Source organism: Bradyrhizobium sp. URHC0002, assembly GCF_054059515.1.
Genome location: NZ_JBSSCF010000001.1, coordinates 1818207 through 1839229, shown reverse-complemented (window position 1 = coordinate 1839229; position 21023 = coordinate 1818207). Strand labels below are relative to the sequence as shown.

24 protein-coding genes are annotated in these 21023 nt (G+C 63.2%); 16 read left to right on the top strand and 8 right to left on the bottom strand.

Annotated features, from left to right (window positions below):
- Positions 1-50: 50 nt before the first annotated feature.
- The 5 genes from ACVWVY_RS08690 to ACVWVY_RS08670 all read left to right on the top strand — a co-directional run bounded on the left by ACVWVY_RS08690 (position 51) and on the right by ACVWVY_RS08670 (position 4441).
- Complete coding sequence (locus ACVWVY_RS08690; RefSeq protein WP_456625988.1) at positions 51-1460, top strand: cytochrome ubiquinol oxidase subunit I; 1410 nt, start codon at positions 51-53, stop codon at positions 1458-1460.
- Positions 1457-2464, top strand: a complete 1008-nt coding sequence (cydB, locus tag ACVWVY_RS08685) for a cytochrome d ubiquinol oxidase subunit II (protein ID WP_456625987.1) — start codon at positions 1457-1459, stop codon at positions 2462-2464. The genes ACVWVY_RS08690 and cydB overlap by 4 nt, the downstream gene beginning before the upstream one ends.
- Complete coding sequence (locus tag ACVWVY_RS08680) at positions 2461-2592, top strand: DUF2474 domain-containing protein (protein ID WP_456625986.1); 132 nt, start codon at positions 2461-2463, stop codon at positions 2590-2592. The genes cydB and ACVWVY_RS08680 overlap by 4 nt, the downstream gene beginning before the upstream one ends.
- 153 nt (positions 2593-2745) lie before the next feature.
- Positions 2746-3345, top strand: coding sequence for a L,D-transpeptidase (locus tag ACVWVY_RS08675; RefSeq protein WP_456625985.1), 600 nt, complete (start codon positions 2746-2748; stop codon positions 3343-3345).
- Positions 3346-3400: 55 nt separating this feature from the next.
- Positions 3401-4441 (top strand): amino acid ABC transporter substrate-binding protein, encoded by a 1041-nt coding sequence (locus ACVWVY_RS08670; RefSeq protein WP_456625984.1) that lies wholly within the window; start codon positions 3401-3403, stop codon positions 4439-4441.
- Positions 4442-4601: 160 nt separating this feature from the next.
- On the opposite strand, the gene ACVWVY_RS08665 is transcribed toward ACVWVY_RS08670, so the two are convergent.
- Positions 4602-5741: an acyl-CoA dehydrogenase family protein gene (locus tag ACVWVY_RS08665; protein WP_456625983.1), complete on the bottom strand. Its 1140-nt coding sequence runs from the start codon at positions 5739-5741 to the stop codon at positions 4602-4604.
- Between the two features lie 169 nt (positions 5742-5910).
- A complete protein-coding gene (locus ACVWVY_RS08660; RefSeq protein ID WP_456625982.1) occupies positions 5911-7095 on the bottom strand; it encodes an acyl-CoA dehydrogenase family protein in 1185 nt (394 codons plus the stop codon).
- A 160-nt stretch (positions 7096-7255) separates the two neighbouring features.
- Between ACVWVY_RS08660 and ACVWVY_RS08655 the strand changes: the two genes are divergently transcribed.
- The gene (locus tag ACVWVY_RS08655; RefSeq protein WP_456625981.1) at positions 7256-7801 is read left to right on the top strand and encodes a carboxymuconolactone decarboxylase family protein; all 546 of its coding nucleotides are present in this window, start codon (positions 7256-7258) and stop codon (positions 7799-7801) included.
- 158 nt (positions 7802-7959) lie between these two features.
- On the top strand, positions 7960-8454 hold the full coding sequence (locus tag ACVWVY_RS08650) for a VOC family protein (protein ID WP_456625980.1): 495 nt from the start codon (positions 7960-7962) through the stop codon (positions 8452-8454).
- Between the two features lie 119 nt (positions 8455-8573).
- On the opposite strand, the gene ACVWVY_RS08645 is transcribed toward ACVWVY_RS08650, so the two are convergent.
- From ACVWVY_RS08645 to ACVWVY_RS08635, 3 genes are all read right to left on the bottom strand, one after another.
- Complete coding sequence (locus ACVWVY_RS08645) at positions 8574-9785, bottom strand: MFS transporter (protein ID WP_456632147.1); 1212 nt, start codon at positions 9783-9785, stop codon at positions 8574-8576.
- Between the two features lie 137 nt (positions 9786-9922).
- Entirely contained in the window at positions 9923-10285 is a 363-nt protein-coding gene (locus ACVWVY_RS08640) for a nuclear transport factor 2 family protein (RefSeq protein WP_456625979.1), read from the bottom strand.
- A gap of 25 nt (positions 10286-10310) precedes the next feature.
- Entirely contained in the window at positions 10311-11555 is a 1245-nt protein-coding gene (locus ACVWVY_RS08635) for an MFS transporter (RefSeq protein ID WP_456625978.1), read from the bottom strand.
- Between the two features lie 215 nt (positions 11556-11770).
- On the opposite strand from ACVWVY_RS08635, the gene ACVWVY_RS08630 reads away from it, so the two are divergent.
- The gene (locus ACVWVY_RS08630; protein ID WP_456625977.1) at positions 11771-13837 is read left to right on the top strand and encodes a prolyl oligopeptidase family serine peptidase; all 2067 of its coding nucleotides are present in this window, start codon (positions 11771-11773) and stop codon (positions 13835-13837) included.
- A 33-nt stretch (positions 13838-13870) separates the two neighbouring features.
- Here ACVWVY_RS08630 and ACVWVY_RS08625 read toward each other — a convergent pair whose 3' ends face one another.
- A complete protein-coding gene (locus ACVWVY_RS08625) occupies positions 13871-14362 on the bottom strand; it encodes a type II toxin-antitoxin system HicB family antitoxin (RefSeq protein ID WP_456625976.1) in 492 nt (163 codons plus the stop codon).
- A 90-nt stretch (positions 14363-14452) separates the two neighbouring features.
- Between ACVWVY_RS08625 and ACVWVY_RS08620 the strand changes: the two genes are divergently transcribed.
- Complete coding sequence (locus tag ACVWVY_RS08620) at positions 14453-15322, top strand: protein-L-isoaspartate O-methyltransferase family protein (RefSeq protein WP_456625975.1); 870 nt, start codon at positions 14453-14455, stop codon at positions 15320-15322.
- 14 nt (positions 15323-15336) lie between these two features.
- Here the strand turns inward: ACVWVY_RS08620 and ACVWVY_RS08615 are convergent, their stop codons facing one another.
- Together ACVWVY_RS08615 and ACVWVY_RS08610 are read right to left on the bottom strand one after the other, a co-directional pair.
- Positions 15337-16008 carry a DUF938 domain-containing protein gene (locus tag ACVWVY_RS08615; RefSeq protein ID WP_456625974.1) on the bottom strand — a complete coding sequence of 224 codons (672 nt, stop codon included), beginning with the start codon at positions 16006-16008 and terminating at the stop codon, positions 15337-15339.
- 46 nt (positions 16009-16054) lie between these two features.
- A complete protein-coding gene (locus tag ACVWVY_RS08610; RefSeq protein ID WP_456632146.1) occupies positions 16055-16348 on the bottom strand; it encodes an ArsR/SmtB family transcription factor in 294 nt (97 codons plus the stop codon).
- A gap of 227 nt (positions 16349-16575) precedes the next feature.
- Between ACVWVY_RS08610 and soxC the strand changes: the two genes are divergently transcribed.
- The 7 genes from soxC (at position 16576) to ACVWVY_RS08575 (ending at position 21009) form a co-directional block, all read left to right on the top strand.
- The gene (gene soxC, locus ACVWVY_RS08605; RefSeq protein WP_456625973.1) at positions 16576-17883 is read left to right on the top strand and encodes a sulfite dehydrogenase; all 1308 of its coding nucleotides are present in this window, start codon (positions 16576-16578) and stop codon (positions 17881-17883) included.
- Positions 17867-18538: a c-type cytochrome gene (locus ACVWVY_RS08600; RefSeq protein WP_456625972.1), complete on the top strand. Its 672-nt coding sequence runs from the start codon at positions 17867-17869 to the stop codon at positions 18536-18538. The genes soxC and ACVWVY_RS08600 overlap by 17 nt, the downstream gene beginning before the upstream one ends.
- Before the next feature lie 74 nt (positions 18539-18612).
- Positions 18613-18927 (top strand): sulfur oxidation c-type cytochrome SoxX, encoded by a 315-nt coding sequence (gene soxX, locus ACVWVY_RS08595; protein WP_456632145.1) that lies wholly within the window; start codon positions 18613-18615, stop codon positions 18925-18927.
- A gap of 32 nt (positions 18928-18959) precedes the next feature.
- Positions 18960-19448, top strand: a complete 489-nt coding sequence (gene soxY / locus ACVWVY_RS08590; protein ID WP_456625971.1) for a thiosulfate oxidation carrier protein SoxY — start codon at positions 18960-18962, stop codon at positions 19446-19448.
- Between the two features lie 72 nt (positions 19449-19520).
- Positions 19521-19832, top strand: a complete 312-nt coding sequence (gene soxZ / locus ACVWVY_RS08585; RefSeq protein WP_456625970.1) for a thiosulfate oxidation carrier complex protein SoxZ — start codon at positions 19521-19523, stop codon at positions 19830-19832.
- On the top strand, positions 19829-20695 hold the full coding sequence (soxA, locus tag ACVWVY_RS08580; protein ID WP_456625969.1) for a sulfur oxidation c-type cytochrome SoxA: 867 nt from the start codon (positions 19829-19831) through the stop codon (positions 20693-20695). Before soxZ ends, soxA begins: the two co-directional genes overlap by 4 nt.
- Positions 20692-21009, top strand: a complete 318-nt coding sequence (locus tag ACVWVY_RS08575) for a hypothetical protein (protein WP_456625968.1) — start codon at positions 20692-20694, stop codon at positions 21007-21009. Before soxA ends, ACVWVY_RS08575 begins: the two co-directional genes overlap by 4 nt.
- Positions 21010-21023 lie beyond the last annotated feature (14 nt).

Below are 21023 nucleotides of genomic sequence, written 5' to 3'. Positions count from 1 at the left end.
CCTTTTTCGAAAGAGATCGCGTCTGGCGAAACGCGCGACAGGTGGTGCGGATGTTCGAAGGCTGGGATGCGGTCGTATTGGCCCGGGCACAATTCGCATTCACGATGTCGTTCCACATCGTGTTTCCGGCCTTCTCGATCGGGCTCGCGAGCTATCTGGCGGTGCTCGAAGCGCTGTGGTTGTGGACCGGGCGCGAAGTCTTCATCAACCTGTTCAACTACTGGCTGAAAATCTTTGCTGTCGCCTTCGGCATGGGCGTGGTGTCGGGCATCGTGATGTCCTACCAGTTCGGCACCAACTGGTCGGCCTTTTCCGACAAGACCGGCCCGGTGATCGGGCCGCTGATGGCCTATGAGGTGCTCACCGCGTTCTTCCTCGAGGCAGGCTTCCTCGGCGTGATGCTGTTCGGCCTCGAACGCGTCGGCCACAGGCTGCATTTCATGGCGACGCTGATGGTCGCGATCGGCACGCTGATTTCGGCGTTCTGGATTCTGTCCGCCAATTCCTGGATGCAGACGCCGACCGGTCACGCCGTCAATGCCGACGGGCAGTTCATCGCCGCCGACTGGCTGCAAGTGATCTTCAACCCGTCATTCCCTTACCGTCTCGTGCACATGGTGCTGGCGGCCTACCTGACCACCGCGCTGGTGGTCGGCGCGGTCGGCGCCTGGCACCTGTTGCGCGACCGCCACCTCGCCGGCCCGCGCGTGATGTTTTCGATGGCGATGTGGATGGCCACTTTAGTGGCGCCGATCCAGATTCTCGCCGGCGATCAGCATGGGCTCAACACACTGGAACATCAGCCGGTGAAGATCATGGCGATGGAAGGCCATTTCCAGAGCCACAAGGACGGCGCACCCCTGATCCTGTTCGGCCTGCCGAACCAGGCCGCCGGCAGGGTCGACTATGCGATCGAAGTGCCGAAGCTGGGTTCGCTGATCCTCAAGCACTCGCCCGACGCGCCGATGGCCGGCCTCGACACGGTGCCGCGCGAAAACTGGCCGCCGGTGCCGATCACGTTCTGGTCGTTCCGGATCATGGTCGGCATGGGATTGCTCATGCTGGCGCTCGGCCTGCTCAGCCTGTTGATGCGCGTGCGCGGCACGCTGTACGATTCCCGGCTGCTGCACATGTTTGCGGTCGCGATGGCTCCCGCGGGTTTTATTGCCGTGCTTGCGGGCTGGATCACCACCGAGACCGGGCGGCAGCCCTACACCGTGTACGGACTATTGCGCACGGTTGAATCCGCTTCGCCGCTGGCGGCGCCTGCGATTGCCTCCTCGCTGATCGCCTTCATCATCGTCTATTTCGCCGTGTTCACGGCCGGCGTGATCTATCTGCTGCGCCTGATGGCGGCCCCGCCGCATCCCGGCGAACAGGGGCCGTCGCACGAAGTTCCGATCCGCTCGGCCGGCATCACGCCCGCTGCAGGCGCGGCAACCGAGGGAGCCGCCCGATGATCCCAATCGACCTCGCCATCATCTGGGCCTTCATCATCGCCTTTGCCGTGTTCGTCTATGTCGTGATGGACGGCTTCGACCTCGGCCTCGGCATCCTGTTCCCGCTGTTTCCGGAGAAGCGCGATCGCGACGTCATCATGAACAGCGTCGCCCCGGTCTGGGACGGCAACGAAACCTGGCTCGTTCTTGGCGGCGGCGGCATGATGGCCGCCTTTCCGCTGGCCTATGCGGTGCTGATGCCGGCGCTCTACACGCCCATGATCGCAATGCTGCTCGGCCTGGTGTTTCGCGGCGTCGCCTTTGAATTCCGCTGGCGCACGACAAAGGAACGGAACAAGTGGGACATCGCGTTCTTCGGCGGATCGCTGGTGGCGACGCTGGCGCAGGGCATTGCGCTCGGCGCCATCCTGCAAGGCATCCACGTCGAGGGCCGTCAATATGCCGGCGGCTGGTGGGATTGGCTGACGCCGTTCAGCGTTCTGACCGGCCTGTCGCTGGTGATCGGCTATTCGCTGTTGGGCGCGACATGGCTGGTCATGAAGACCGAGGGTGAATTGCGCGACCGCGCCTATCATTTAAGCTGGATCCTGTTGCTGGCGATGCTTGGCGCGATCGGCGCGGTCAGTATTGCGACGCCATTCCTGCACGTGCAGTACGCGCGGCGCTGGTTCGAGTGGCCGAGCGTCCTCCTGACCGCGCAGGTGCCGATCGCGGTGGCCGTCATCACCGCGCTATTGCTGCGCAGCCTCGCCAAAAAATACGACTACCAGCCGTTCTTTCTGACGCTGGCTTTGTTCGGGCTGTCCTACGCCGGCCTCGGCATCAGCATGTTTCCCTATATCGTGCCGCAGAGCATCACGATCTGGCAGGCGGCGGCGCCGGAGAACAGCCAGATCTTCATGCTGTTCGGCGTCGCCGTGCTGATCCCGCTGATCCTCGGCTATACCGCGTGGGCCTATTGGGTGTTTCGCGGCAAGGTCAAACCTGAGAGCGGGTATCATTGAAGCCGACGGAGCCAAACGCGCGCCCCCTGACACAGCGCCTGCTGTGGTTCGCCGCGCTTTGGCTCGGCGGCGTCGGCACCGTGGCGCTGATTTCGTTTGGCCTGCGGCTGTGGATCGCGCCGAAATAGGCCAAATCTGGACATCCCATGAACAGGGCGGTTGACGAAAATAGAAGACATTTCAGTCACCTATCCGCCTCATTCGCCCTAAACTTGCCATCAAGCTGGCCCTGAGATTTGATGGTTCCGCTGATTTAGCCAACGCCGCGAGGAGAGTTTGCGATGACGAAATTTCGGCACCTGATCTGGATGGTGATCGCTGCAGGCGGTCTGGTCCTTTCGGTCCCGCAGGGCCAGGCGCAGACGCGGCAGCCCGACGTCGGCGACCAGCCGGGGCTCATCGCGGACGACTCCGTCGAACTCGATCCGCAGTTCAGGAAGACCGCGGTGCTCTATCGCACCAATGAAGCGCCGGGCACCATCATCGTGGTCACCGCCGAGCGCCATCTTTATCTGGTTCAGGGCAACGGCCGCGCATTGCGCTACGGCATCGGCGTCGGCCGCGAAGGGTTTCAGTGGCAGGGGCTCGTGAACATCACGCGCAAGGCGGAGTGGCCGGACTGGACACCGCCACCCGAGATGATCGCGCGTCAGCCCTATCTGCCGCGCTTCATGGCCGGTGGGCCCGGCAACCCGCTCGGTGCGCGCGCGATGTATCTCGGCACCACCGTCTACCGCATCCACGGCACCAACCGGCCTGACACCATCGGCACCGCGGTCTCTTCCGGCTGCTTCCGCCTGGTCAACGCCGACGTCGCCGATCTCTACGAACGTGTCCCGGTCGGCACCAAGGTGATTATCCGGCAAAAGCCGGAACTGTAATTGCGACGCGGTCTCTCAAAGCCGATTCATTTCCCTGAAATTGTGAGTTGAAAAAATGCTACGGACATTCCGAGGCGGCCTCCTCATCGGGCTGGCGGTCGCAATCGCGGTCGCGGCTGGCGCGATCACCTATGAACGTTACGACACCAAGACCCTGAAGCGGACCATCCGCCGCGGCGACGTGCTGTGCGGCGTCAACAAGGGCCTGCCCGGCTTCTCGATCCCCGATGACAAGGGTGACTGGACCGGCTTCGACGTCGATTTCTGCCGTGCGGTGGCCGCCGCCATTTTCGACGATCCCAAGAAGGCGAAATTCCTGCCGCTCGACGCCAGCGAACGCTTCAAGGAGCTGCAGAGCCGCAAGGTCGACATCCTCTCCCGCAACTCGACCTGGAGCATGTCGCGCGAAACCAACTACGACCTCTATTTCCCGGCGGTCGCCTATTATGACGGCCAGGGCTTCATGCTGCCGCGCTCGCGCAACATCGATTCGGCGCTGGACCTCAACAACAGCAAGGTTTGCGTGCAGGAGGGCACGACGACGCTGCTCAACCTCGCCGACTATTTCCGCGCCAACAACATGAAATACACGGAAGTCAAATTTTCCAAGCTGGAAGAGGTGCTCAAGGCCTATGAGGGCGGCAAGTGCGACACCTTCACCGCCGACGTCTCCCAGCTCTACGCACTTCGGTTGAACCTCATCCAGCCGAACGACCACGTCATCCTGCCCGACGTCATCTCCAAGGAGCCGCTCGCACCCGTGGTGCGGCAGCGCGACGACGACTGGATGATGATCGTGAAGTGGACACTGTATGCGATGATCAACGCCGAGGAACTCGGCGTCACCTCGAAGAACATCGACGAGGCGCTGAAGTCGAAGAAGCCCGACGTGATGCGGCTGGTCGGCACCGAAGGCAGCTACGGTGAAGACCTCGGCCTGCCCAAGGACTGGGCCGCCCGTATCATCCGCCATGTCGGCAATTACGGCGAGGTTTACGACCGTAATGTCGGCGAAGGGTCGAGACTGAAGATTCCGCGCGGGCTGAATTCGCTCTGGAGCAATGGCGGTATCCAGTACGCGCCGCCGATCAGGTAAGGTCTATCAACGCCCACAACCGTCGTCACCCGCGAAGGCGGGTGACCCAGTATTCCAGAGACGTCGTAATTGACCGAGAAGCCGCGGCGTACTGGATCACCCGCCTTCGCGGGTGATGACGGCGGTGTGTGAGGCGCGGCTCCCGTGCCCCACAACAATCTCAATAACTCTTCATCCGCGCCAGCTGATCGGCGTGGTAATTGCTGTCGCCGAACAATTCCTGGCAGACCCGCGCCCGCTTCATGAAGAAGCCGATGTCGAACTGGTCGGTCATGCCCATGCCGCCATGCATCTGCACGCCCTCCTGCACCGCCAGCGTCGCGGTCGTCCCGGCGCGGGCCTTTGCAACGGCGACAGCCGCGCCGGCGTGCTCGAAATCCCCATCAAGCGTCTGCAGCGCCTTCAGCACGGCGGCCCGGGTGATCTCGATGTCGATGTAGAGCTGGGCTGCGCGGTGCTGCAGCGCCTGGAATTCGCCGATCAATTTGCCGAACTGCTTGCGCTCTTTCAGATAGGTCACGGTGCGGCCGAACACCTCTTCGCTTAAGCCCACCATTTCGGAAGCCACCGCGCCGCGGCCGATATTGAGCACGCCGTCCAGCAGCGCCGCGCCCTGATCGACTTCGCCGAGCACGTGATCGGCATCGACCTCGACATTGACGAATTCGATCCTGGCGGCGTTATGCGCATCGACCATCACCGTGCGTTCGATCGCGACGCCCTTGGCCTTGGGATCGACCAGGAACAGCGTCAGCCCGTTGCGCTCACCGGCGGCGGCGCCGGTGCGGCCGGCGACGATCAGGAGATCGGCGGTATGACCGTCGACCACGAGAGCCTTGGCGCCATTGAGCTTGAAACCGTTCCCCGATCGCACCGCCTGCAGTTTGGTCTGCAGCGGACGATGTTTTGCGCCTTCGTCGATCGCAAACGCAGCCAGCAGCGAGCCGTCAGCAATCTTCGGCAGGTGCGCCGATTTCTGCGCTTCGCTGCCGCCGCGCGCCAGCGCGGACACCGCCAGCACGGCTGTCGAGAGAAACGGCGACGGCATCAGGTTGCGGCCGATTTCCTCCATCACCACGCCGGCCTCGACACAGCCAAGCCCGCTGCCGCCGAGATTTTCAGGGACCAGCAATCCGGAAAAGCCCATCTCGGCAAACGCCTTCCAGAGGTCGCGGGAAAAGCCCGTTGCGTCCTTGCCGTCGCGCAAGCTGCGCAGGTGCGCCACCGGCGCCTTGTCGCTGATAAGGCCGCGCGCGCTGTCGCGCAGCATGGATTGTTCTTCGGTGAGGACGAGGGCCATTGGGAATATCCGCTTCAGAGGTGAATTAAGCTTTTTCGTCGTCCCTGCGAACGCAGGGACCCATACGCCGCGGCCTGTCGAGTAGGATTGGAGTTAGCGTCACAATCAACACTTAACAGCGGTGGTTATGGGTCCCTGCTTTCACAGGGACGACGAGAGAGGTTGGGCACTACGCCCCCGGCAGATCGAGGATGCGCTTGGCGACGATGCCGAGCATCACCTCGCTGGTGCCGCCTTCGATCGAGTTGGCCTTGGTGCGCAGCCAGGCACGTGGGCGTGCGCCGCCTCGGGAGCGCTCGCTTTCCCACTCCAGCGCGTCGATGCCGCCGGCCGACATCAGGATTTCATGGCGGCGCTTGTTGAGTTCGGTGCCGTAATACTTCATCGCCGAGGAGAACGCCGGATGCGATTGCCCGGCCTTCGCCAGATCAACGGCACGCTCGGCCACGGCTGCAAACGCAGCCTCATCGATGTCGAAGGTCGATATCTGGCTGCGCAGCATGGCATCGTCGAGCCGACCGGAATCATCGCTTCCGACGGAGTCGGCGGTGACCTGCCCGAGCGGACGGCCGACACCGCGCTCTCCAGTGCCCGAGATCATCGCCCGCTCATGCTGCAACAGATATTTCGCGACATCCCAGCCGCGGTTGACGGTGCCGACCACATGCGATTTCGGCACGCGGACATTGTCGAAGAAGGTTTCGCAGAACGGCGAATAGCCCGAGATCAGGAGAATGGGTTTGGTCGATACGCCCTTCGAGGCCATGTCGAACAGGATGAAACTGATGCCGTCGTGCTTCTTCGCCGTGGGATCGGTCCGCACCAGGCAGAAGATCCAGTCGGCGTAGTTCGCGTAGGAGGTCCAGATCTTCTGGCCGGTAATGACGTAGTCGTCGCCGTCGCTCTCGGCACGGGTCTGCAGCGAGGCGAGGTCCGATCCGGCGTTCGGCTCGGAATAGCCCTGGCACCAGCGGATCAGGCCGGCGGCGATTTTTGGCAGATGCTCCTTCTTCTGCGCCTCGTTGCCGTACTTCAAGAGCGCCGGCCCGAGCATCCAGGTGCCAAAACTCGACAGCGGCGAGCGTGCGCCCATTGCCGACATCTCCTCGCGCAGCACCTTGTGCTCGGCGCGATCGAGCCCTCCGCCGCCATATTCCGTCGGCCAATCCGGCACGGTCCAGCCCTTGTCGCGCATCCGCTCGAACCAGACGCGCTGCGGTTCGGACGAGAATTTGGCGTTACGCCCGCCCCAATAGGTGTCGTCCTCCGAGGTCATCGGACGCCGCATCTCCGGCGGGCAATTGGCCTCCAGCCAGGCGCGGGTTTCACGGCGAAAATTATCCAGATCGGACATGATGGCGTTTCCATGTGGGATATTTGCAACCGACCTTAGCCGTCGCATTGCGGAATTCAACATATGTCTGGCATCAGCCCATGCCGACGGACGGTGGTCACGACGCCCGATCAGGTGTATGCGCAAAGCCGTAGCGATTGAAAAACAAGAGGAAACGGGCATGCGGTTGAAGTTGCTTTCGCCTGGCGAAATGAGCCCCGAACAAAAAGAAACCTACGACGAAGCGATATCAGGCAAGCGTGGAGCCCCGCCGGCGCCGATGATGGCCTGGCTCAACAGCCCGGACATGGCGCGGCACGCCACGCGGCTTGGTGAGCAACTTCGTTTCAACACCATGTTTCCCGCAAAGCTCTCCGAGATCGCAATCCTCGTCACCGCGCGGCACTGGACCTCGCATTATGAATGGTTCGCGCATAAGCGGCTGGCGCTGAAGGGCGGCATGGACCCCAGGATCATCGAGGACATCCGCGATCGCCGCACGCCGACATTCGATGATCCCAAGGGCCAGATGATCTATGACCTTGCCAAATCGCTCCATGAGGGCAAAGGCGTCTCGCAGGTGCTGTATGACGAGGCCGTCAAAGTGCTCACCGAACGCGGGGTCGTCGAGGTGATCGGGCTGTGCGGTTATTACACGATGGTGTCGATGACGCTGAACACGTTTGAATTTGGACTGCCGGATGGTGAGGTGTCGGATCTGGCGTGATCTCTCTTCCAAAGCTCGCTCTGAGAGGGTCAGGGTGAGGGGCCTCCGCAAATTGTGACCTCCCGATAGACCTGTATCCCTCACCCGACCTTTCCGCTTCGCGTAATGTTCGACCTCTCCCCGCAAGCGGGGCGAGGTTAAGAGTCACAGGAGGCAACATGCCCCAGAACCCACCCATCATCGCCGGCACCCGCATTGGGCATGTCCATCTCAAGGTCGCCGATCTCGAACGCGCCCTTAGCTTCTATTGCGGCGTGCTCGGCTTTGAGGTGATGCAGCGGATGGGCTCCGGCGCGGCGTTCATTTCGGCGGGCGGCTATCACCACCATATCGGGCTCAACACCTGGGAAAGCAAAGGCGGCCACCCTCCGCCGCCTGATGCCACCGGGCTGTTTCACACCGCCATTCTCTATCCCAACCGCCCGGCGCTGGCGGATGCGCTGTATCGCGTGATCGAGGCCGGCATCGAGCTTGATGGCGCCAGCGATCACGGCGTCAGCGAGGCGCTCTATTTGCGCGATCCCGACCAGAACGGTGTGGAGCTCTACTGCGACCGGCCGAAGGAAGAATGGCCGCGTGCGCCGGATGGATCGCTCGCGATGTTCACGAAAAGGTTGGATCTCGAGGAGTTGCTGCGGCAGCGACAGACCTAGCTCTCACCGTCATTGCGAGGAGCGAAGCGACGAAGCAATCCATACTTCCTTCGCGGAGAAATGGATTGCTTCGCTCCGCTCGCAATGACGAACGCCGGATGAGCGCAGCGACATCCGGGCTACGACTTCGCTGCCTGCCGCCCCCGTATCATCACCAGCACAGCCGCCGTCAGCTCCACTGCGATGCAGCCATAGAATGGCAGCGTGTAGCTTCCCGAGAGATCGTGCAGCAGGCCGACCACGCCGGGGCCGAACGCGTAGGTGATCTGGTTGATCGCCGTGATCAAACTGACCAGCACGCCGAACGAACGCGGGTCGAACTCGCGCTGAACGATCAGCGCCGGCAGCGTGATCAGATTGCCGACCGAGAAGCCGAACAGCGCGCAGGCGGCGATCAGCGCGTAGTCATGATGCACGTTGATGACGATCAGAAGGGCCACGGCTTGGCTCACAAAAGAGAGCGAAGACGCCAGCCGCTGGTTCATCCGGTCGATCACGAATGAAAACAGCACGCGACCGACCACCGCCATCGCGGTCAACAGTGCCATCGCAATCGCCGCCTGTTGCCGCCCGATCGCCGAATCCAGAAACGCGATCAGGTGCACGATGAAGCCGACCTGCGCGAACAGCACCAGCGCGAACGCCGCTGACACCGAGAGGAAGCCGATATCGCGAAATGCCCGTGCGCGAATTTGCGTCGGCGACGGCGCGTCCGCGGCGTCGACATCGCCAGCGCTTGCATGAACCGGCGGCCGCCCGACGGATAGCATGATCACGGGAACCATCACCGCGACCATTACCAGCGCCGACGCAGTCATCGCGCCGGGGAAGCCGAAAGTGCCGATCGCCATGACCATCAAGGGCACACCGACAATGCCGCCAAAACTCGCGCCGTTCAGCGCCAGGCTGATCGCCATGCCGCGCCTTTTGTCGAACCAGAGGCCGAGGGTGTTGGTGATCATGCCGAGGCTGGTGCCGGCCCAGCCGAAGGCAAGCACGGCGTTGGCGAGATAGAGTTGCCAGGGCTCGCGGACCTGGCCGATCGAAATCGCGGCCAAAGCCATTGTGCAGATGCCCGCGATCATGCAATTCCGGGGCCCGAACCCCTTGATCGCCTCGCTGACAAAGGCGACCAGCGCCGCGCCCGACAGGTAGAAGAACGTCGTGCCCGAAGAGATCAGCGACGCCGGCCAGCCGTGCAACCGCTGCAACTCGGCGACATAGACGCTCTGGCCGTAGAAGCCGAAGGCCCAACCGAAGGTCGCCAGCAGGAAGCACACGGCCACGATGCGCCAGCCGTCGTAGCGGATCGAAGTTTCGTCAGGAGGCATGTAGTTGCGGGCGTCCAAGAGATGTCCCTTCGTTGCGGTCTCGTCATTGCCGCGTTTGCCCGGCACATGTCGGCAACAGCGAACAACGCTGCAAGGCCCATCAATTCGACGGACACCGAACTGTCAGCAGATGGCAACTAGGTGGTCGGCTTCGACGGGTCGTAGAAGAACCGCTCGCGAAAGACCTTGTCGCCGCGCCATTCCTGCAGCGCCACTTCGTCGAACCGTCCGGTCTTGCCGGAATGATAGACGAACTCGAACACCCAGTTGATCGCGACGCGATCACCCTCGACCACCGAGGCGACGCAGATCGACGTCACGCTCTTGACCCGTTCCAGCACCGCGCGCTCATGCGCCACCAGGAGATCGCGGCCGACGCGGGGCGGAGCGGCATTCTCCTGCATGCTGGCGTCCTCGGTGTAGAAGCGCTCGATGGCGCCGGCATGATCGCCGGAGACGACGACTGCAATGAATTCATCGAGACGGGCGCGCGACGGCATGGTGCCTCCAGCAATCAACTAAAAATCAGATACCCGAACCGGGAATCTCGCCAGCCGCCTGCAGCTTCGCGCGGCGCTTTGCGAATGACGCAAACGACAGGACTGCAAGGCCGAGCAGCACCGGCGGGAACACCACCATGTTTACCATCGACCAGCCGTAATGCGCCAGCAACTGGCCTGAAGAGAACGAGCCCAGCGCCATCATCCCGAACACCAGGAAATCGTTGAAGGCCTGCACCTTGTTGCGCTCCTGCGGCCGATGCGTCTCCAGCACCAGCGCCGAGGCGCCAATAAATGCAAAGTTCCACCCCACCCCGAGCACGATCAACGTCGCCCAGAAATGCATCGCGGTGATACCGGAAAGGCCGATGCCCGCCGCTGCGGCTTCCAGCAGCAGGCCGAGCGCCACGATCCTTGGCGCGCCGAAGCGCGCGATCAGCGAGCCCGTGAAGAAGCTCGGCCCGTACATCGCCACGATGTGCCATTGAATGCCGAAATTGGAATCGCTGACGGTGAGCCCGCACATCTTCATGGCGAGCGGCGCCGAGGTCATCACGAGATTCATGATCGGATAGGCGATCACCCCGCATAGGGCGGCGGCGATGAACCGCGGCTGCCGCGCGATCGTAAACAGCGGCCGGCCGCCATGCATGTCCGATGGCGCCGGCTTCGGCGCGTCGACGCCAGAGAGCACCGCCATCGCCACCAGTGCAACGACGGCCTGCATGACGAAGCTGAAGGCAAACAGATAGGGCGGCCAGATATCCATGGTCCACTGCACGAGCTGCGGGCCAAGCACGCCGGCGAACACGCCGCCCGCCATCACCCAGGACAGGGCCTTGGGACGGAACGAAATGCTGGCGCCATCGGCCGCGGCGAAGCGATAGGATTGCGCCACCGCGCCATAGAGCCCGCCGAGAAAGGTCGCGAAGCAAAACAGCCAGAACGATCCATGCAGGATCGCGGCCGCGCCGAGGGCGCCGGTCAGCACGCCGCAGAAGGTGCCGATGATGAAGGCGATACGGCGGCCATAGGCGCGGGAGATCGCGCCGGTCGGCAGCGTGCCCGCGGCGAGGCCCAGCACATACATCGAGATCGGCACGGTGGCGAGCGAGACGGTCGGCGCCAGCGTCGCGCCGACGATCGATCCGGTGGCGAAGATGACAGCCGAATTGGCGCCGGTCAGCGCCTGCGCCGCGGCGAGCCGCAGCACGTTGGCACGCGCGCGTGCGTCGTTGGTTACCTCTACGGCAGCAGTCGTATCCAGCATCGGCCTTCCCGCCCGGCAGGCCCCGGGCGGGGAGCCTTATCGATTCATTGCGGGCCACTATGAAGACGCGAGGGGACGCGATCAACCGGCGCAAACGGGCGCTCGCTATGCGAGAGGCGCACATTGGACAGCACACCGGCGACAGCCTACATCGAGGGTCGCCCCGATCATGCCTGTTGCGCTACAAGCGACCGGCACCTCCTGGAGTTCAAGCCATGGCAATCGACGACAGGCCGACCATCGCCGCGCCCGACGATGATCCCTATCTCTGGCTCGAGGAAGTCGAAGGCGAACGCGCGCTCGACTATGTCGACCGGCAAAGCCGGCTGACGCTGGAAGCTTTCGGCGGGCGGCAGTTCGAGACGGATCGCGATACGCTCGCGGCGATCTACGACCGAAGCGACAACATTCCCTATGTCACGCGCCACGGCGGGTCCGTCTACAATCTCTGGAAGGATGCCAAAAATCCGCGCGGCCTCTGGCGGCGCACGACGCTTGCTGATTTTCGCAACGCGGAGCCGGCCTGGGAGCCGTTGCTGGACATCGACCGCCTCGCCGCCGAGGAGGACAAGGATTGGCTGCTCAACTGGACCCAACCGCTGCCGGGAAACTCGCGCGTGATCGTCGCGCTTTCGCGAGGCGGCAGCGACGCGGTGACGCTGCGGGAATTCGATCTGGACACCAAGGCTTTCGTCACGGGCGGATTCACCCTGCCGGAAGCCAAAAGTGGCGTCGAATGGATCGACGCCGACACGCTCCTGCTCTCGAGCGCCCTCGGCGAGGGCATGGCGACGACTTCCGGCTACGCGAAAACCGTCCGGCTGTGGCGCCGCGGCGAACCCGTGGAACGCGCGCCGGTGCTGTTCGAAGTGCCGGCCGACCGGATGGCCGCGTACTGCAGCGTCGATGACACCGGCCCGACGCCGCGGATGTGGTTCATCGATCGGATCGATTTCTTCAACCTCAATCTCTGGCTCGGCACCGAGGCCGGTCCGCGCACAAAGCTCGACCTGCCGACCGACATCTGGCTGGAAGCGCATAACGACTGGCTGGCCGTGAAATTGCGCGGCGCCTGGACGGTCGCGGGCAAGACCTACGCGCCCGACAGCGTGCTTGGCATCTCGCTGTCCGCCTTCCTGGCCGGCGACCGCAACTTCACCCTTGTTTTCGAGCCGCAGCCGCGGCGGGCGTTGCAGGGCTTTTTCTGGACGGACGGCAAACTCGTCTTGTCGATCCTCGACGAATTGCGCCCGGTGTTCGAAATCTGCACACCTTCGGCAAGCGGATGGATGCGCGCAGAACTGCAGGGCCTTCCCGAAATCGGCGTGGTCGATGTCTGGCGGCTCGACCGCCACGAAGCCGAGAGCAATGGCGACCTGCTCGCCAATGTGCAGGATCCGGTGACGCCGCCTTCGCTGCTACTGCTCGAGGGCGTCGCCAGCCCCGCTATCCTGAAGCAGGCGCCAAAGACCTTTTCCGCCGACGGACTCGTCGTCACCCGCCATGAGACGATTTCGATAGACGGCGAGCGCATTCCCTATGTGCAGACCGGTCCCGCCGCCGAAACCGGCGACGCCCCGGTCTATATGAGTGCCTATGGCGGCTTCGGCCACGCGGTGAAGCCATATTACAATTCCGCGCTGGGCAAGCTGTGGCTGGAGCGCGGCGGCACCACGGTGCAGGCCAATATCCGCGGCGGTGGCGAGTTCGGCACGCGCTGGCATGATGCCGGCCGTTACGCTGGAAAACGGCTGGCGCATGATGATTTCGCAGCCGTGGCCGCCGACCTCGTCAAACGCGGCGTGACGCGCGCCAGCAGAATTGCCGCCGAAGGCGGATCGAACGGCGGCATCCTGATCACCAACATGCTGGTGCGTTACCCCGAAAGATTCGGCGCGCTGTTCTGTACGATTCCCCTGATCGACATGCGCCGCTACACCAAGTTGCTCGCGGGCGCGAGCTGGATCGCCGAATATGGCGATCCCGACAAGCCCGCCGAATGGGAGTGGCTGAAAACCTATTCCGCCTATCACACCGCAATACCAGGCCAGAACTACCCGCCGATCCTGATCGCCACCACGCGCCGCGACGACCGCGTGCATCCCGGCCACGCCCGCAAGATGGCGGCCAAGCTGCAGGCGATGGGATACGAAGCCTGGTTCTACGAGCCGGCGGCCGGCGGTCACGGCTACGGCAAGGACAACCGCGAGCGCGCCGGATTCATCGCGCTCGGCTACACATTCCTGAGGAACAAGATCGGCTGGGCGGATAACGCCGCGTAGCGTTTCGCCACCCCACCTCACCAAAACGCCCTCTCACGGCCGCTTCTTGCCCGATTTCCTTTGGGCTCGCACCGCACCGGTCTTGTGGACTTTTGAGCGAGGATCCACGAGGCGGTGCGGGAAGCCCGGACTCCAATCGAGCGCAATCGTGGCGGCGAGGCCGAAGAAGCTGGAGCGGCTCATGCCGAACTCCGTGGCGCGCTTATCGATCCGCGCAACCAGGCTCTTCGGCAAATAGACGTTCACCCGCTCGGACGGATCGGGCGGATCGACTCCGACGATGAAATAAGCGACGACGTCCGCGCCCTTTGGCAACGCGATCCGCTCGATCGGCGTCGGCTCCGGCAGCGCCCTGCCCTGCTCGGCCATCCCGTCCACGGCTCGCGCCAGCGCGCCCTCCGCCTTCTCGATCGCCTCCTCCTGCGACCGCCCGCCGGCAACGCAGCCCGGAAAATCGGGAAACCACGCGCCAAGCGCGCCGCGCGGACCGCGCTCCAGCACGGCCGGATAAAGCCGCTTCTTCAATCTGGCCTCCTCCCGACGATTATGCTATTTAACACACATGATGGTGTGTCAAATCACACAACAGTAGCATGAGCCAGGATGGAGTGCAAAATGGACGCGCAAGCCGAGCTCCGCATCGTCCGTGCCGCATACGCCAAGCAGGTACTTGCCGCCGCAAGCGTCGCCAATGCGGGTCTCGCTCAGGCGCTTGCGGCCATTCCCCGCGAGGACTTTGTCGGCCCCGGTCCATGGCTGGTGCTCCGGTGGCTACGCAACTATGTGCCGACACCCGACGCCGACCCGATCTATCTCTATACCGACGATCTGGTCGCGCTTGTGCCCGAGCGCCATGTCAACAACGGGCAACCGTCGTTGCACGCCCACCTTATCCATCAGGCATTACCCGCCGCCGGCCAGCACGTGGTCCATGTTGGAACTGGCACGGGCTATTACACGGCGATCCTCGCACATCTCGTCGGGCCGTCAGGGCGGGTAACGGGAATCGAGTATGATGGGAACCTTGCCGCGCGTGCCAGGGCCAACCTGGCGGCCTATGCGAACGTCGCAGTGATTGAAGGCGACGGCACGCAGGTGCCGTTCGATGCCGCCGATGTCATCTATGTCAATGCCGGCTGCACGCGGCCGGCCACACGCTGGCTCGATGGCCTTGCCGACGGCGGCCGCCTGATCATGCCGATGACGTCAGATCAGGGATTTGGCGGCATAGCGCCGGAGCGCATGGCGAGTGCCGGCGCCGTATTCCGAATTGAGCGAACAGCCGCGAACTATCTGGCGCAATGGATTTCGCCGGTTGCGATCTTCCCCTGCGCCGGCAGCCGCGACGAGGCGTCCGAACGCGCGCTTGCCGAAGCCTTTACCCATGGCGGCTGGCAAAAGGTCACACGATTGTATCGAGACGAGGACGTTGCCGACGAGCGCTGCTGGCTTCGTGGGCCAGGGTGGTGCCTCGCCTATCATTAAGGCGGGGAAAGGCGCTACCGCCCGAAAACCAAAATCATGTTGTTGGCCGGCATTGGCACGGTTTCGATCAATGCGAGGTCCGCGCCAGCGGCGAGCTTTTCGAGATCGACGATGTCGCGCACGCCCCATTCGGCATCCTGCTCGCGCAGGCTGGTGTCGAACACGGCATTGCTCATCGCGGTGTGTTTGCCCTCGCGCTTGAACGGGCCATAGAGAAACAGCCGGCCGTCGGCGCGCAGATAGCGGCCTGCGCCGGCGAACAAGCCCTCAGTCACGCGCCATGGCGCGATGTGGATCACGTTGGCGCAGAACACCGCCAGCAATTCGGCCGGACCGCCGCCGTCGCGCATAGCCGAAGACCAGGCGGGATCGGTGAGATCGATCCGCTGCGGCGGACGGATGTTCAGCAAGGCCGAATGCGCGCGCCACGCTTCGATGCTCTGCAGGTGCCGCTCGTTGAGATCGCTCGGCCACCAGATGATGCCGGGTGTATGCCTTGCAAAATGAACGACATGCTGGCCGGTGCCGCTGCCGGCCTCCACCACGTCACCGGATTTGCCGGCGAGGAATGTCTGCAGCACCGCCCAGATCGGCTCATGGTTGCGGTGGAACGCCGCCGCATCGAGCCGGCCGTCCGGTTCGACCGGCCGGCCATCCTTGCCGAACTCCACCACATATTCGGCCATTGCCGCCTCGTCTGAAAATCGTTGTGGGCCTGAAACGCCGCTGGCGTCACTTCAGTTCGCTACAATAAATCTCTTTCAGCACCTGCAGCAGGCGCAATGCACGCTCATCGGCCACGCGATAATGCAGTGTCTGGGACGCTCGCCGGAATTCGACCAGACCATCGGCGCGCAATTTCGCCAGATGCTGCGACAATGCGGACTGGCTCAGCTTGACGATGCCGACCAGTTCCCCGACCGTCATCTCGCCGCGCACGGCCAGAAAGCAGAGGATCAACAAGCGCTTTTCGTTGGCGAGCATTTTCAGGAGTTGGGCTGCTTCGCCGGCCTGCTTCGCCAGCATCTTCAGGGCCGCCGCATCGTCAGCGCCGGGGGCGGATTGCGTCTCTTTGGCTGCCGCCGCGGCTGCTCTCATGGTGTCCAATCCGGGATGGTTTTCCGTGCCTCCGAAGCACACATGACATACTAACGTCCCGGCCTTTATTTAGCATTGACTAAATTAGCAAATGTCGATAGCGGTTCAAAAAAGCAAAAAATGATGCGGCGATGCGGCCGCGAGGGGAAGAAAACGTGCGGCCTGACCCGTTACGCAGCAAAGCTGTTCTCTCCGATCTTGCCGGCGCGGACGCGCCTTTGGGCCGACGCAGCGTTCTTGGCCTCGGCGCTGCGCTGGCCGGCAGCCTCGCCCTCGGCAGCAAACCCGCCATGGCCGACCCGGTGCAGGAGGCTCCTCCCGCGGACGCCCCCTGGTCGCAATCGATCGGCGCGGGCGTGGTCGACCGGCCCTATGGCCGGCCTGCGGATACCGAAGCCTCCGTGATCCGGCGCAACGTCCCCTGGCTCACCGCCAGCGCGGAATCGTCCGTAAGCTTTTCGCCGTTGCAGGACCTGCACGGCATCATCACACCCAATGGATTGTTCTTCGAGCGCCACCATGCGGGCCGGCCCGATGTCGATCCGGCGCAGCACAAGCTCATGATCCACGGGCTGGTCGAGCGCCCGCTGCTGCTCACCATGAAGGACGTCCTGCGCTTCCCATCGATATCGCGCATCCATTTCATCGAATGCCCGGCCAATGGCGGCATGAACTGGCGCGCCGCGCAGATGAACTCGCTGCAGTTCAGCCACGGCATGGTCAGTTGCGCCGAATGGACCGGCGTCCGGCTGTCGACGCTGCTGGAGGAGGTCGGCGTCAAGAAGGAAGCGAAGTGGGCGATGGTCGAAGGCGCCGACGGCGCGCACATGAACCGCAGCCTGCCGCTCGACAAATGTCTCGACGATTGTCTCGTGGTCTACGCGCAAAACGGCGAGGCGCTGCGGCCCGAACAGGGCTATCCGCTGCGGCTGGTGGTGCCGGGCTGGGAAGGCAACGTCAACATCAAATGGCTGCGCCGGATCAAGCTCGGCGACAAGCCATGGCATTCCCGCGAGGAAACCTCGAAATACACCGACCTGATGCCGGACGGCACCTCGCGCGGCTTCACCTGGCTGATCGACGCCAAATCCGTCATCACCTTTCCCTGCCCGGAAAAACCGCTCGATGGGCCCGGCCTCTATGAAATCAGGGGACTGGCGTGGACGGGCAACGGCAAGGTCAGGCGTGTCGACGTCTCCATGGATGGCGGGATCAATTGGCAGAGCGCGCGACTGCACGACCCGGTGCTTTCGAAGGCACTCACAAAGTTCACCCTGCCCTGGCGCTGGGACGGCCGCCCGGCGCTGGTCGCATCCCGCGTCATCGACGAAACCGGTTATGTGCAGCCAAGGATTGCGGAGCTGCGAAAGCAGCGCGGCTCGAACTCGGTCTATCACAACAATTCGATCCAGACCTGGCAGATCAAGCCTGACGGAAGCGTCTTCAATGTACAGCTCGCGTAAGATTTGCCTGGCCGTCGTGGTCATCCTGCTTGCGGCCGGAGGCCTCGCAGGCGCGGCAGAGCCCGGCTCGTTCGGTTACGGCAGCGTCGCGACGCCGGCGCAGATCGCCGGATGGGACATCGACGTGCGTGGCGAGGACGGCGCTGGTCTGCCGCCCGGCAAGGGCACGGTTGACCGGGGCGCCGACGTCTATGCCGAGCAATGCGCCGCCTGTCATGGAACCTTCGGCGAAGGCGAAGGCCGCTTTCCCAAGCTGGTGGGCGGCGTCGGGTCGCTCCGGGACGAGCGTCCGGAGCCGACAGTCGGCAGCTACTGGCCGTTCGCCCCGACCCTCTGGGACTATATTAACCGCGCCATGCCGATGCCCGTGCCGCACACATTGTCAGCGGATGACGTTTATGCTTTGACCGCCTATATTCTGAGCCTGAACGACCTCGTTCCCCATGATTTCGTTGCCGATCGCAACAGCTTGCCGAAAGTCAAAATGCGTAATCGCGACAGTTTCATCTGGACCGACCCGCGACCCGATACGATGGCCAAGCCCTGCATGAACGCTTGTGTCAACGCTGCCGATGTCAGGATATCGTCGACAGCCGAAGGCAGGAACCTGACGCCGCGCACGACCGGACCACTCGACACGATGCAACCGAAATAGAAACGACGGAAACGCCTGTGATCGATCATTCCCTGACGAAATCCGCAAAGCTCCCGGCGTTCACGCTGGCGCTGATGATCGGCGCGTTCGCTTCCACCGGCATCGCGCAGGCGCAGTCCGCGGTGGACGAAGGCCGCAAGCTCGCCTTCGACCGCGGCAAGGGCAATTGCCTGACCTGTCATGTCATCAAGGGCGGCGACCTGCCCGGCACGATCGGGCCCGAGCTGGTCGACATCAAGAGCAAGTATCCCAAGCGCGAGGATCTCGTCGCCATTCTCAACGATGAAACGCTGCGCAATCCGCTGACCGTGATGCCTCCGTTCGGACGCAACCGGATTCTGACCGAAAAGGAAATCAACGCGGTGGTGGATTTCCTGCAGACGCTGTGACGTGCGCACGCACGCTTTAGGAGACGATGGACATGACTGACGTCGGATTTTCGGCCACGCGGCGGCTGATCCTGCAGGGTGCAGGCGCGGTCGCGCTCTTGGGCCTCGGCAATCTTCCGTTCGGCCTGACGCCGGCGCTGGCCGCGGCCAACGACAAATATCCGGAAGCGGCATTCAAGGCCAAGAGCGAAGCCGATGCGATCAAGGCGCTCTACGGCAAGACGGCGGAGCCTTCGGACAAGGTCAAGATGGACGCGCCCGAAATCGCGGAGAACGGCGCCGTGGTTCCGATATCGGTGACGACGACGCTGGCGGACGTGACCTCGATCTCGTTCCTGGTCAGCGAAAATCCGGTCGCGCTGGTGGCATCCTACAAAATTCCGGCCGGCACGCTTCCAAACGTCGCCAACCGCATCAAGATGGCGCGAACCAGCAACGTGATCGTGGTCGTGGAAGCCGGTGGCAAGCTTTACAGCGCCAACAAGGAAGTCAAAGTCACCGTCGGCGGTTGCGGCGGCTAACGGGCGTCCGGGAAACTAGACACCGGTTTTTCGACAAGATCATGCGCCAAGGAATAGGCTAGGAGAATTCAGATGGCATCGACCATTCGCGTGCGCGCCACTTCGAGCGGCGAGACCACCGAGGTGCAGGCGCTGATCCAGCACCCGATGGATTCCGGCTTCGTCAAGGACGCCAAGGGCGAGATCATTCCCGCGCATTTCATCCAGCAACTCACCTTCGAATACGACGGCAAGAACGTGTTCACGGCCGACTGGGGCGGCGGCGTTTCCAAGGATCCGTACGTCAAGTTCGCCTTCAAGGGCGGCAAGAAGGGCGACGAGCTGAAGATCAGCTGGGTCGACAACAAGGGCGCGACCGACACCACCACGGCGAAGATCCAATGAAGCTGCGATCCGCGATCTATCTGGCTTCCGCCGCGCTCGCGCTCGCGGTGTTGACGCTTGCGAGCACCCTGCCCTCAGGCGCGGCCGACAAGGTCGATCCCGTCGCCGACGCCAAGGCGTTCAGAAAATTCTTCACCGACAAATTCCCGAAGGTCAAACTCGAGGATTTCGTCAACGGCCCCTATTCGATGAACGAGGACCTGTACCGGCAGTGGCAGGAGAAGGAGCAATTTCCGCCCTACGAATTCTCGCTCGAAATGGGCAAGGAAATGTTTTCCAAGCCGTTCAAGAACGGCAAGAGCTACGAGGACTGCTTCCCGAACAAAGGCATCGGTATTCGCCAGAACTACCCTTACTTCGACGAGAAGGAAGGCAAGGTCATCACGCTTGAACTGGCCTTGAACCGCTGCCGCGAGGCCAACGGCGAGCCACCGTTCTCCTATGTCAGGGACGAAATGGCGGCGCTGACCGCCTACATGGCCTTCACCTCGCGCGGCAAGCCGATGGACATCAAGATCCCGGACGATCCCCGCGCGCTTGCGGCCTACGAGAACGGCAAGGAATATTTCTACACGCGCCGCGGCCAGCTGAATTTTTCCTGCGCCACCTGCCATGTGCAGAGCCCGGGCGAACGCATCCGCGCCGAAATCCTGGCCCCCGCGCTCGGCATCGTCAACGCGATGCCGATCTACCGCTCGGAATGGAGCGGCATGGGCACCACCAGCCGGCGCTTCACCACCTGCAACAGCCAGATTCGCGGCGTGCCGCTCAGCCCGCAGGACAATGAATATCGCAATGTCGAATATTACCTGTCCTATGTCAGCAACGGCCTGCCGATTTCGGGTCCGGGGGCGCGGCCATGAGGAACATGTTGCAGAAATCCGCATTGGTGCTGGTGCTGCTTGCCGCGGGTGCTATGCCCACGCTCGCCGCGGGCTCCGAGGACGAATTCAAGGCGGCGTACGCCGCGGCTGACGCCGCCAACAAGGAGGCCGGCAAGCTGCGCAACCAATGGACCACCACGGCGGCGACGCTGGCGGCGGCGAAGAAGTCGGCCGATGCCGGCGAATTCGACAAGGCCATTGCGTCCGCCAAGGAAGCCGAAGCGCTGGCCAAGGCTTCGATCTTCCAGGCCACCAGCGAGAAGACCCGCTGGAAGGATTTGGAAATACGGTGACGCCTTACGACGCG